General features: G+C 34.5%; 10 protein-coding genes and 2 tRNA genes. 7 read left to right on the top strand and 5 right to left on the bottom strand.

The annotated features are described in order from the left end of the window. Positions 1 to 84 precede the first annotated feature (84 nt). The 4 genes from GQ598_RS02380 to GQ598_RS02365 all read left to right on the top strand — a co-directional run bounded on the left by GQ598_RS02380 (position 85) and on the right by GQ598_RS02365 (position 6,124). Complete coding sequence (locus tag GQ598_RS02380; RefSeq protein ID WP_034915350.1) at positions 85 to 378, top strand: co-chaperone GroES; 294 nt, start codon at positions 85 to 87, stop codon at positions 376 to 378. Between the two features lie 47 nt (positions 379 to 425). Beyond that, entirely contained in the window at positions 426 to 2,072 is a 1,647-nt protein-coding gene (gene groL, locus GQ598_RS02375; RefSeq protein WP_160402192.1) for a chaperonin GroEL, read from the top strand. A gap of 273 nt (positions 2,073 to 2,345) precedes the next feature. Next, positions 2,346 to 3,980, top strand: a complete 1,635-nt coding sequence (locus tag GQ598_RS02370) for a hypothetical protein (RefSeq protein WP_160402191.1) — start codon at positions 2,346 to 2,348, stop codon at positions 3,978 to 3,980. Positions 3,981 to 3,994: 14 nt separating this feature from the next. Continuing rightward, positions 3,995 to 6,124, top strand: coding sequence for an AAA family ATPase (locus GQ598_RS02365; protein WP_160402190.1), 2,130 nt, complete (start codon positions 3,995 to 3,997; stop codon positions 6,122 to 6,124). Between the two features lie 155 nt (positions 6,125 to 6,279). Here GQ598_RS02365 and GQ598_RS02360 read toward each other — a convergent pair whose 3' ends face one another. From GQ598_RS02360 to GQ598_RS02350, 3 genes are all read right to left on the bottom strand, one after another. Beyond that, positions 6,280 to 6,855 (bottom strand): manganese efflux pump MntP family protein, encoded by a 576-nt coding sequence (locus GQ598_RS02360; protein ID WP_160402189.1) that lies wholly within the window; start codon positions 6,853 to 6,855, stop codon positions 6,280 to 6,282. A 62-nt stretch (positions 6,856 to 6,917) separates the two neighbouring features. Then, complete coding sequence (locus tag GQ598_RS02355) at positions 6,918 to 7,532, bottom strand: tetratricopeptide repeat protein (protein ID WP_160402188.1); 615 nt, start codon at positions 7,530 to 7,532, stop codon at positions 6,918 to 6,920. A gap of 31 nt (positions 7,533 to 7,563) precedes the next feature. Beyond that, a complete protein-coding gene (locus GQ598_RS02350) occupies positions 7,564 to 8,730 on the bottom strand; it encodes a bifunctional tRNA (adenosine(37)-C2)-methyltransferase TrmG/ribosomal RNA large subunit methyltransferase RlmN (RefSeq protein WP_160402209.1) in 1,167 nt (388 codons plus the stop codon). 126 nt (positions 8,731 to 8,856) lie between these two features. Between GQ598_RS02350 and GQ598_RS02345 the strand changes: the two genes are divergently transcribed. Further along, on the top strand, positions 8,857 to 9,609 hold the full coding sequence (locus GQ598_RS02345) for a D-alanyl-D-alanine carboxypeptidase family protein (protein ID WP_160402187.1): 753 nt from the start codon (positions 8,857 to 8,859) through the stop codon (positions 9,607 to 9,609). 8 nt (positions 9,610 to 9,617) lie between these two features. Here GQ598_RS02345 and GQ598_RS02340 read toward each other — a convergent pair whose 3' ends face one another. After that, positions 9,618 to 10,913 carry an ATP-binding protein gene (locus GQ598_RS02340; RefSeq protein ID WP_091348089.1) on the bottom strand — a complete coding sequence of 432 codons (1,296 nt, stop codon included), beginning with the start codon at positions 10,911 to 10,913 and terminating at the stop codon, positions 9,618 to 9,620. Positions 10,914 to 10,931: 18 nt separating this feature from the next. Next, entirely contained in the window at positions 10,932 to 11,612 is a 681-nt protein-coding gene (locus GQ598_RS02335; RefSeq protein ID WP_091348191.1) for a response regulator transcription factor, read from the bottom strand. Between the two features lie 500 nt (positions 11,613 to 12,112). On the opposite strand from GQ598_RS02335, the gene GQ598_RS02330 reads away from it, so the two are divergent. Both GQ598_RS02330 and GQ598_RS02325 read left to right on the top strand, forming a co-directional pair. After that, positions 12,113 to 12,188, top strand: a tRNA-His gene (locus GQ598_RS02330). Between the two features lie 21 nt (positions 12,189 to 12,209). Then, positions 12,210 to 12,286: transfer RNA gene (locus GQ598_RS02325), tRNA-Pro, on the top strand. Positions 12,287 to 12,496 lie beyond the last annotated feature (210 nt).

Below are 12,496 nucleotides of genomic sequence, written 5' to 3'. Positions count from 1 at the left end.
AAAGTGAACAATATTATAAAATCGTAATTTTATGATTTATTTTTAATAATTATCTATTTGAAAATTAGTGCTAGGAGATAACTAATGAAAATTCGTCCATTGCATGATCGTGTGATCATTAAACGCAAAGAAGTAGAATCAAAATCAGCTGGTGGTATTGTGTTAACTGGTTCAGCAGCAGGTAAATCAACACGTGGTGAGGTTTTAGCTGTGGGTAATGGTCGCATTTTAGAAAATGGCCAAGTTCAGCCGTTAGATGTTAAAGTTGGCGATATCGTAATTTTTAATGAAGGGTATGGCGTTAAAACAGAAAAAATCGATAATGAAGAAGTGCTTATCTTATCAGAAAGCGATATTCTAGCCATTGTTCAAGCATAATTAGTAACTAGTTTAACTTATATACAGAATTTAGGAGAAAGACGAAAATGGCAGCTAAAGATGTAAAATTTGGTAATGACGCTCGCGTTAAAATGCTTAAAGGCGTTAATGTATTAGCTGATGCAGTTAAAGTAACTTTAGGTCCAAAAGGACGTAATGTAGTATTAGATAAATCATTTGGTGCACCAACTATTACTAAAGACGGTGTTTCTGTTGCGCGTGAAATCGAATTAGAAGATAAATTCGAAAATATGGGTGCACAAATGGTTAAAGAAGTTGCATCTAAAGCAAATGATGCAGCGGGTGACGGTACAACTACTGCGACTGTGCTTGCTCAAGCAATTGTTAACGAAGGTTTGAAAGCGGTTGCTGCTGGTATGAACCCAATGGATTTAAAACGTGGTATTGATAAAGCGGTTGTTGCTGCTGTTGAAGAGCTTAAAAAATTATCCTCTCCTTGTGCTGATTCTAAAGCGATTGCCCAAGTAGGTACTATTTCAGCTAACTCTGATGAAACTGTTGGTACTTTGATTGCTCAAGCAATGGAGAAAGTTGGTAAAGAAGGTGTTATCACTGTTGAAGATGGTACAGGTTTACAAGATGAACTTGATGTTGTTGAAGGTATGCAGTTTGATCGAGGTTACTTATCTCCATATTTCATTAACAAACCAGAAACAGCAACAGTAGAATTAGACAATCCATATATTTTATTAGCCGATAAAAAAGTATCTAATATCCGCGAATTATTACCAGTGCTAGAAGCCGTTGCTAAAGCAGGTAAATCACTATTAATTATTGCTGAAGATGTTGAAGGTGAAGCACTTGCAACGTTAGTGGTTAACACTATGCGTGGTATTGTTAAAGTTGCTGCGGTGAAAGCGCCTGGTTTTGGTGATCGTCGTAAAGCAATGTTACAAGATATTGCAATTTTAACTGCTGGTACTGTTATTTCAGAAGAAATCGGTTTAGAACTTGAAAAAGCAACACTTGAAGATTTAGGTCAAGCAAAACGTGTTGTTATCAATAAAGACAACACCACTATTATTGATGGTGTGGGTGAAGAGTCATTAATCAATGCTCGTGTTGAACAAATTCGTAAACAAATCGAAGAGTCAACTTCTGACTATGATAAAGAAAAACTTCAAGAACGCGTTGCAAAACTTGCTGGCGGTGTTGCTGTAATTAAAGTCGGTGCTGCCACTGAAGTTGAAATGAAAGAGAAAAAAGCACGCGTAGAAGATGCTTTACATGCAACTCGTGCTGCTGTTGAAGAAGGTGTGGTTGCTGGTGGTGGTGTTGCTTTGGTTCGTGCAGCATCAGCAATTTTAGACCTTAAAGGTGCTAACGAAGATCAAAACGTAGGTATTAAAGTTGCATTACGTGCAATGGAAGCACCATTACGTCAAATCGTAACTAACTGTGGTGAAGAAGCATCAGTTGTTGTTAACGCTGTTAAAGGTGGTAAAGGTAACTATGGTTATAATGCTGCTACAGAAGAATATGGCGATATGATTGCAATGGGTATTTTAGATCCGACTAAAGTTACTCGTAGTGCATTACAATATGCTGCATCAGTTGCAGGCCTTATGATTACAACTGAATGTATGGTAACTGATTTACCTAAAGATGATAAAGCTGATTTAGGTGCCGCTGGTGGTATGGGTGGCATGGGCGGTATGGGTGGAATGATGTAATTTCCGCGTCAGTACAACAGATACATTTCAATATAAACCACTCGGTTATGCGAGTGGTTTTTTTTATAAATTCTTTTCTTTTCTAGCATTAATAACTGTTTTCACTTGTCAAAATAAAATGTTGAATAGATAATAACATCATGAAAAGATGAAACTTATCTTTTTAAGAATAAATTTGTATTTCACGATTTATCTTTTTTATTTGAAATAGGATTTAAAGTCGGTAAATAATCAGTAAATATAGAAACAAATAATATAATAAGGAAAGAAATAATGAATGTATCTTCAAGAAAAAAAGTGGCCACTACTGAACAGAGTGATTATTCGGTTAGACAGCGACAAAAAGCAGTTAAAGTAGAAAATCCGCTTGATAAAATTAAAGAAAATACTTTTTTTAAAGTTATTTTTTCAGATAGTCTTTCTCTTGAACAAAAAGTAGAAGAAGTCACTCACATTTTAGAATTTACTGATAATAAAGAGGCTGATCGAGCCAAAATTCAAGAATTTGATACATTTAAAGAATATTTGCAATCCATTTCAGAAGAGATGTCTAAGCAACGTATCGAGATGACCGATACCGAAGTATTTGCTGAGTTACAAAGAGTTTATGCGGATTTTAATAATGATCTTAATGACTTTATTGAAAAAATAAAACCCCTTACCGAGCTTACTGATGCACTGTATAACTTACGCCAAAATGGTGAAACTCGAAATGCTTTAGCTCAAATCAAAGCCGATCAAGAGTGGGATGAAGAAAAGGCTGCGCAAAAAACCAATGTGCAAGGCGAAATTACAAATATAGAAAAACAAATATCAGGACTACAAAAAGAAATAGTTTTATTGCAGCAAGATAAAACATTCTTTGGTTTTGGGAAAATTAAGGCTTTATCAAAAGAAAAAATTGATCTTAATGAAGAAAAAATCACTCAGTTAAGAGAACAAATCCAAAATAAGAATAAAGTGTTAAATGATATCCAAACAGAAATTACACAACGCCATGAGCAACGTACGGAATCACTGGATGTTGAAAAATTAAAAGAGTTGCTGAATTTAACTTCAGAACAGCATACATTGCGCCAAGCAGATATGGTTGAATCAGCGTTAAAATTTGTTAATCAAGGCAAAGAACGTTTTGGTGCAATTCGTAATCATCTGGAAAAAATGGTTAAACAAATTGAAGGGCTTAGTGACAATAATGGCAATATGATACAAATTTATGCCATTATGAACGAAGCCACTAAAAAAGTTGAAAAAGTACATAGGGAACGTAGACAAGAGCTTGAAAATAAAGATGTTGGTGATAATCTGTTAGAGTCAATGAAGCTTGATGAGGCTAGACGCAATTTAGATGAACATATCGACACTGTGTCAACTGCCACGGTTGATACCATGCAGACCTATGGCGAATTAACAACAGAAGCCATCAAAATTCGCAATATGCAAGCAGCAACGAAAAAACAAGTTGAAAGTGCAAGAGCAATGCATTCACGAGGTATTGCATCGGTGGCCTCACAACTTAGTGTTGTGGTAACTGCTGTTAACTCAGCAGCGATTAATGAGGCACAATCAATGGCAGGTAATACTTTAGCCGAAATGACTCGAGTTACAAATGATATTGCAAAAAATGAAGCAATTCGAATTGCAACTGGGCGTGATGAAATTAATAACGATTTAGAGGCTATGCTACAAAACCTAGCAGAATTTGGTGATACCCAAAAAGAAGCGACTGAAATCACTCGTTCAGCACTAGAAACAATGCGTGCGAATTTAGAAGAAATTGAAAAAATGTCTAAAGACGTTCAAAGTGATACGAGAGAGTTTATTGCGGTGACAGGAGATGTTTTATCAGAAAAATCTGAAACTAAAAAAGAAAGCACTAGTGGCACAACGTCACCCTTTAAACTGTAATAAAGGAACGCATAATGTTGTTAGTTAGAGGGCGTGAATATTTAGCGCAATATCCTAATTTTACCTTAGTAGGTAGGGAACATGATTTAGAACGAATATCATCTATTCTAATTCGAAAATCATCAAATTCACTTTTATTAACAGGACCAGCAGGGGTAGGTGTTTCAATGCTTACTCTTGGTTTACAGGCTATTAAAAATAGTCCAGATACACCATTTGATTTGATTGTAAAAAAATTATTTTGGTTGAATTGCGATGCGCTCTTTTCGAGCGGTGATAGTGCTAAGATTAATAATGAATTTCAAAGTATCTTAAAAAAGTTAATGCAAACGCCTGAATCTGTGTTAATTATTACCGATACAGCTAATTTTTTAGAGGGGGCACATAATACTGGTAATGCTCATTTTATTAATGCGTTAAATAACGCCGATAAATCAAATAATTTTCAAGTTATTTTGGAGGTACGAGACGATAAACTGAGTAGTGTATTAAAAGCTAGTACGAAAATGCCAGAACTTTACACGCTTTACGATGTTAAAGAGCCGGTTGGTGATGATTTGAAAAATATTGTTTCGGTGGTTGCAAAAGATCTTTCTGATCATCATAAAATTCAAATTAATGAAGGTGCTATTGATGAAGCGATACATTTAACTAGTAAATATCGCGATAGTTTAGGCTTAGGTGGAGCACAACCTCAAAGAGCGATTTCGTTACTTGATCGCGCACTGGCTAGTTACCGACAACTTACGCATAAACAGCATCCTAAAATTGTTGAATTAATGGATAAAATTGCAAAAAGTAACAATGAAACAGAACGGCAAGATTTGCAACAACAACTTGAACAATGGCAGAAAGATTGGCATGAACTGAAGTCAGAAATTAATAAAACTTATCAATATCAACGTGATGCTGAAACATTACGCTTTCAATTGCAAGATGAAATCACTCAGCTGCAAGAAGAAGAGGATAACAACAATAATTCACAGCCGACTACTGTAAAAACGTTTGCTCAGTTTACGGCTGGCGGATTTGATTCTCCTTCAGTAGCTAAATTGAAAGAAAAGATTCGACAAATTGATACCGAAATTGCTCAAAATAACGAACGACACCAGAAATTGGTCATGCTAGCCAATAAAGACTTGCGACTTAATCGCCAAGAAGTAATCATTGAGTTTAGTAAAGTTTCGGGAATACCTGCAAACAAACTGGATGAAAATGAAGTTGAAAACTTGATTAATTTGGAGGCAAATTTATTATCAAGAATTTTTGGTCAGGATAGTATTGTCAAACATGTAGCTAATTCAGTAAAAGTTGCTAAGGTTGATGCTTTAGAAGAACCCGGCCCTGCAATGTCTTACCTATTTTTAGGACCATCAGGAGTGGGTAAAACTGAAATGGCTAAAGCGTTAGCTAAATATGTCTATGGTGATGAAAAGTCATTAGTTCGTTTTGATATGTCTGAATACATGGAAAAACATGCAGTTGCTAAATTGATTGGGGCTCCCCCTGGATATGAAGGATTTGAAGCTGGTGGTATCTTAACTAACTCAGTTAGATCAAAACCTATTGGTATCTATCTATTTGATGAAATCGAAAAGGCACATCCTGATGTATTTAATATCTTTTTACAGATCTTATCGGATGGGCGGTTAACTGATAATGTTGGTAGAACAGTAGATTTTTCTGATATTATGATTATTATGACTTCAAATATTGGACAACCTTACTACTTAGATCCCAACCTTTCAGATGAAGCTGCACGCGAATTAGCGACAAATGAACTTAATAATACTTATCGTTCTGAACTGCTTAATCGATTTAATGGACGTGAAAATATTCTCCATTTTAAACGTCTTCCTATGGAGGTTATTGAGCAGATTATTCGACGCGAAATAGATAAGCTAAATCAAGCATATCAGCCTCGTGGTTTTACTGTAGAGATATCAGATTCTTGTATAAGTGCATTTTGTCATGATCATTACGATTTAATTCGTGGTGCTCGGGGATTGCCTGGTTATATTAAAACTAATATTAGGCCATTTATCGTAAATCATATTTTACAAAATCCTAATGATAAAGGTGTATTCCAAGCAGTTTATAATCAGCAGACTCGTAGTTTTGATATGACATTTTGTAAAATTTAAAAAGATGTAAAATAGAGATGTTTTCCACAAACTGTTATCAGCAAAGGTAACAGTTTTATTCTACATTACCATGGGTTTACTTTAAGGGCATATGATAACGCTATAAGAATCCTCTTTAAAATAAGAAGTTCGGCAAGATAAAAACCAGAGAAGGGCTAATTAGATAGATGTTGATAAAGTGTTATTGTTCCAATCATGATAAGCACTAGCCCCCCTAAGAATTCAGCTCGCTTACCAATTAAACATCCCATTTTATTGCCCAATAATAATCCGAAGGTGACCATTAAACAGGTTGCAATCCCAATCATTGTTGCAGCAAAACAGATATTGACACTAGCGAGTGCCAATCCAACACCAACAGCAAATGCATCTATGCTGGTTGATATAGCAGTAAAAACTAACATCAAAAAAGATTTTTTTGATGATGCAACTTCATTTTCTTGACAATTATCATCAGTCTGTTTGAAACTATTATAGATCATGTTAAGTCCTAAAAATAACATGACGCCAAAAACAACCCAATGATCCCATTGTTCGATATATTGCAGTGCAATATAACCAATTAACCAACCGAGTAAAGGTGTAATAGCCTCAACAACACCAAATAAAATACCGACTTTTAATGCGTCAATGAATGGTATTGATTTAAGGGAAATCCCTCGACAAATAGCAACTGCAAAGGCATCGGTTGACATTGCCAATGCTAATAACAAAATAGCCCAAAAGCTCATGACATATACTTTTATTGAAAATTATAGTGATATTAACGGTTTAAATAATAATTGTTTGTGACTTATTCTTTTGTTACTGAAAACAAATAATTTGCAATTTTAGTATCCCCCTTTTTTTCATAAATTGCAGCTGCTTTTTTGACATTATCTCGTCTATTTCCGTCATACTGGAAAAGTTGTTTAAACATTAAATCAGCTGTTTTTTTATCATTATTTTGGATAGCACAATAACCATATTGCTCATAAGCATCAGCTTTCCAACGATGGCGATCTAACTCAATACTTTGTTCAAACTGTGCTTTTGCTTCTTGATAACGATTCAGACCACATAAAAAAGAACCATAATGTACATGATATAATCCATTACCTGGCTGCATTAACGTAATACGTTTGTAAATCATTTCGGCTTCGTTATATTCACCCACATGTTGATCAAACATTGCCATCGCCAACATGACTTGAGGGTTGTCTGGTGAGTATTGCGCTGCTAATTTTAGATTATAATGTGCTGCTTTAATATTCTCTTCTGACTCATTTGCTTTAGCAAGATAACCTAGCCCAAGTCGCATTCTTGCTAAAGCTGCTTTTTCTGGGTTAAATTCATCGTTGCTTTTCATTTGACAACCAGACAGCATTATTATCAAAAAATAGCTAAATAACATTAACAATTTTTTCATCTATCTTTCCTTTCTTTATAAAGGTTTATTTTTATGCTATTTGTTGGACAATATTTTGTTTTTTATAAAGTGTTCTTTTAGTACGGTCAACAACTTCGCCAGCTAATTGGCCGCATGCGGCATCAATATCATCACCACGTGTTTTACGGACAATGACAGTAAATCCATATCCCATTAATGTTTTCATAAAACGGTCAATACGAGTATTTGAGCAACGTGAATAAGGCGCACCAGGAAACGGATTCCAAGGAATCAAATTAATTTTACTTGGCACATTTTTTAAAAATGTAGCAAGTTCATGGGCATGTTCAACACTGTCGTTAATTTGATTAAGTAGCACATATTCAATTGTTACCTTGCCATGATTAGCATTTGAAGTAGAAAGATAACGCAAAATAGAATCACGTAACATTGCCATATTATATTTTTGATTTATTGGCATAATTTCACTTCTAATCTTATCATTTGGAGCATGAAGTGAAATGGCTAATGCAACATCAATCATACCGGCAAGCTTATCTAAGGCAGGAACTACGCCCGAAGTGGAGAGTGTTACCCTCCTTTTGGATAAACCATAGCCAAAATCATCTAACATAATTTCCATTGCGGGAGCGACATTAGATAAATTAAGTAGTGGTTCGCCCATTCCCATCATCACTACGTTGGTTATAGGTCTATCAGCTAATTTACCCGTTACCCCAATAGCATTTGATGCACGCCAAACTTGGCCAATAATTTCAGAAACAGTTAAATTACGATTAAATCCTTGTTGAGCAGTTGAGCAAAATTTACACTCCAAGGCACAACCAACCTGAGAAGAAACACATAATGTAGCACGATCTCGCTCAGGTATATAAACAGACTCAATCAATTGGTTGTTACCCACATCAAGAGCCCATTTTATTGTACCGTCAGACGAACGTTGTTCTATGGCAATCTTCGGAGCTTTAATTTCAGCTAAAGTTTTTAATTGCTCTCGTAGTTTCTTATTGATATCGGTCATTTGATCGAAATCATCTATCCCAAAATGATAGATCCATTTCATCACCTGATCAGCTCTAAATGGTTTTTCGCCGAGTGAAACGAAGAACTCTCTTAATTGTTGGCGTGTGAAATTGAGTAAATTTATTTTTTCGTTACTTGGATTCATTGTAGTTAAATTCATTGCGTTTGGAGAGTCTGAACAACTTGCAGACATAGTGGGTGTACATGGTGTTGACATAAGGCCTCGTTTTTACACATTATGGCTATTTCAATTTTTAGAAAAAAGATTATACTGTTTTTCACCTTATCTTGCTATTAAAGAATAGATGTAATATTTAAAATGAAAGGTAAATCAACAAAATTAAAAACCATTCTTTGTTTAATTCAATCATTAACGTTACTTTTATGTTCGACTGCTACTATGGCGCAAACAATATCATTAAATAAACTAACAGGACAATTTGATGAAAAAAAGGACAAGGATTTTATTACATTAGACTCAACTGAGTTGCCTGTTAATAAAAAGGGAATGTATCTACAAAAAGAAGCAGCAGAGCAGCTAGTAAAAGCATTTAAAGACTTTAAAAAAGAGTATCCAAATATCCCTTTTATTGTGGTAAGTGCAACACGTAACTACACTTACCAAAGTGGAATTTGGCAACGGAAATGGGATGCATTGTCTGCTAAATTTAATGATCCTCAAAAAATTGCGGAAGAAATTTTAAAATATTCATCAATGCCAGGTACTTCCCGTCATCACTGGGGAACTGATGTCGATATTACTAGTGTTTCTTCGGAATATTTTAGAAATGACCCAAAAGGTATTATTCTTTATAAATGGCTTCAAGCGAATCTACCCAAATATGGATTTTGCCAAGCATTTAATAGCGGAAGAAGCGGCGGATATCAACTTGAAGAATGGCACTGGTCATACCAGCCTATTTCTAGTCAATATATTGCGCAATATAAATCTATATTAGAGCGTGATCCAGATGCAATCATGAGGATCTTAAACTTCACTGGTCACGATAAAATTAAACTAGAAAGCCTTGTGAAAGAGTATGTATTGACCGTTAATGCCGACTGTTATTAACAGTAGAGTTAAAGATTTCTCCAATAAGGCAAGCAAATTGTTACAATAAGCCCACCGCCATCCCGATTTGTTGCTTGGATAGTACCGTTATGCATAATGACGGTTTTTCTGGCTATTGCTAACCCTAAACCATAGCCTTTACCTAATTGAGGTGACTGAATTCGGACAAACGGTTCAAAAATACTGGATAATTTATTTGCTTCAACACCAGGTCCACGATCTTTAACTTCAATTTGTAAATACTTGCCTGTTTCTTTTAAAGAAACTTCTACCGCTTGTCCTGATTTTGAAAAGCGGATTGCATTTCGTATAATATTTTCAACTGCGCGGCGTATCTGTTCTGAATTGCCTTTAACAATTGAATGAGTAATTGATGATGAAGTGAAATGTACATCAATTAATTGGTGATTAGCCTCGTAGTTAGCATCGTTGATAACGACACTTATTAAGGCTTTTAAATCAAAATATTCATCAGTACGATTATTCATTTCAGCACGAGAATAATTTAGAATCTCACCAATTAACTGATCTAATCGTTGTGATTCTAATTCTATTCTAGCCAAAGCTGTATCAATATTCTGCTTATTTTGTTGAGCAAGCCCAATTGCTAACTGTAAACGGGCCAGTGGCGTTCTAAGTTCATGAGAAACATCATGAAGGAGCGATTGACGATCAGAGATTAAGATATTAAGTTGTTCAACCATCATATCGAAATCTTTACCTAGCTCACTTAACTCATCGCGACGAGGTTTTAATTTATTGAATAATCTAACTGAAAGGTCGCCTTGAGATACTCTGAAAAAACCTTGTCTTAATAGCCTCATTGGCCTGGTTAAATTCCACGCCAAAAAAAGGCTAAAAACAAGCCCAACACATATCCCCATTAACACAATTGGCATTGGCATATTAAACAACGCTTTTTTGTTATGGTCATCTTTATCCTCTTTAAATGAAATAGAATAAAGTGTGCCGTCTGGTGCTACGGCCATGCGTTGATAGGCATAGGTTGGTGTTTCTAATTCATCGGTTAAAATATTGACTTGCTCATTAATAGGGGAAACTAATTTTATTGACAATAAACTCCTTTCTTGTTCAGGTAAATGTGCTATAAAATTAAGCGTCTCATCTTCACCCGCCACATGTAATAACTGAGCAATCATATCGACTTTTGTCGGCATATGATTGAGGAATCTTTGCGTTTTATTTTCTACATAAATTGAAAACGCAATCCAAGTTAATTGGAAGGTAAGATAAAAGATGACCCCAAATATAATGAGTATTTTCCAAAATAATCGATGATTCATTTCAAGCCTATTGGATCATTAACGAATACGGTAACCGACAGCCCTAATCGTTTCAATTGTCACATCATTTTGTGCAACTTGATGTAATTTTTGACGAATGTTACTGATATGTACGTCTACACTACGATCGTAAAGTTCTCGTGCTCGTCCAAGACCAATTTCGGATAATTCTTCTTTTGTTACTACACGTTCGTTATGTTTTACCAATAGAACTAACAAATTAAACTCAGTGGATGTTAAGTCAATAACTTGTCCATTCCAAGTACATAATCGCTGTGGTAGATCCAGCGTCAAGCCGTTAAAATGGTATTTTTTATCATCAACCATTTCAACTGAACGTTCGTCAAATCGTCGTAAAACAGCACGTAATCTTGCCAATAGTTCACGCGGATAACATGGCTTAGGAATATAATCATCAGCACCTAATTCTAATCCCAAGACGCGATCAATATTATCGCCTTTGGCTGTTAGCATTATAACAGGCATATTACATTGTTGACGGATACTTTTTAATACATCAATACCATTAATATCTGGTAGCATCACATCTAAGATTGCTGCACGATATTTACCCGACAATGCTTCATCGATGCCATTTTTACCCAAATAAACGCTTTTGATATTAAAGCCTTCATTAGTCAAATATTCACTAAGCATCTGTGATAATTCAATATCATCATCAATTAATAAAATATTTATCATATATCGCCATTATTATCTAATTTTAGGTAGTTACATTATTGCAATAATAAAAAAAAAGTCAGGTAGTTTTACTAAAATATTACATATTTTAAGCTATTCCTGATTATTTAATTTACTATCAAATTACGTAAAAAAGTTCATATTAACTATACATTTCAGTATAAATTTTAAACTAAAAATAAAATATAAGTGAAATTGAATGATTATTAGGAGATCATATCATTCAATTCTTAACTAAGTTATACAAAATAACATTCGTAATAACATATGTAATATTTTATCAACGAATATTATTTTATAAATATAATATGGAGATAAAAAGTGAAACAACAAGTATTATGAAACTAATATTTATGAATATCCAATCATGTTAGAAGCATTTAAGGTTGTCAAATTTTATACTTCTAACGCTTTTTATATAATCAATTGATGTGTTTTTTTAAAATTATACTGGACAATATTATTTTTTATGCGTAATATTTTGTCCTGCTTCTATGGTGGCTATAGCTCAGTTGGTAGAGCCCTGGATTGTGATTCCAGTTGTCGTGGGTTCGAATCCCATTAGCCACCCCATTTAATAGAGCACCCATCTAACGGCGAGTAGCGCAGCTTGGTAGCGCAACTGGTTTGGGACCAGTGGGTCGGAGGTTCGAATCCTCTCTCGCCGACCAATTTTAAATTAAAAGCCTATTTATTTTAGTAGGGTTTTATTGTCTTCTAAATGATCGATTTATTGCTGATATTCTAACAAATAATTCAAAATATTGTTTATTCTCTTCATATTATAAATTCCATCTCAAGTTACTATGTATTTCTACCATTTTTTATTTTTACCTTAATGATTTTGTGTATTGATACTGAAAATTGTGATCAAGGCAACA

It is taken from the genome of Gilliamella sp. Pas-s95, from assembly GCF_009795795.1.
Classification (GTDB): domain Bacteria; phylum Pseudomonadota; class Gammaproteobacteria; order Enterobacterales; family Orbaceae; genus Gilliamella; species Gilliamella bombicola.
This window is presented reverse-complemented; position numbering and strand designations above follow the sequence as displayed.

Coding starts and splice junctions, on each gene's coding strand:
- GQ598_RS02380 (WP_034915350.1), top strand. CDS start 85: ATGAAAATTCGTCCATTGCATGATCGTGTGATCATTAAACGCAAAGAA.
- groL (WP_160402192.1), top strand. CDS start 426: ATGGCAGCTAAAGATGTAAAATTTGGTAATGACGCTCGCGTTAAAATG.
- GQ598_RS02370 (WP_160402191.1), top strand. CDS start 2,346: ATGAATGTATCTTCAAGAAAAAAAGTGGCCACTACTGAACAGAGTGAT.
- GQ598_RS02365 (WP_160402190.1), top strand. CDS start 3,995: ATGTTGTTAGTTAGAGGGCGTGAATATTTAGCGCAATATCCTAATTTT.
- GQ598_RS02360 (WP_160402189.1), bottom strand. CDS start 6,855: ATGAGCTTTTGGGCTATTTTGTTATTAGCATTGGCAATGTCAACCGAT.
- GQ598_RS02355 (WP_160402188.1), bottom strand. CDS start 7,532: ATGAAAAAATTGTTAATGTTATTTAGCTATTTTTTGATAATAATGCTG.
- GQ598_RS02350 (WP_160402209.1), bottom strand. CDS start 8,730: ATGTCTGCAAGTTGTTCAGACTCTCCAAACGCAATGAATTTAACTACA.
- GQ598_RS02345 (WP_160402187.1), top strand. CDS start 8,857: ATGAAAGGTAAATCAACAAAATTAAAAACCATTCTTTGTTTAATTCAA.
- GQ598_RS02340 (WP_091348089.1), bottom strand. CDS start 10,913: ATGAATCATCGATTATTTTGGAAAATACTCATTATATTTGGGGTCATC.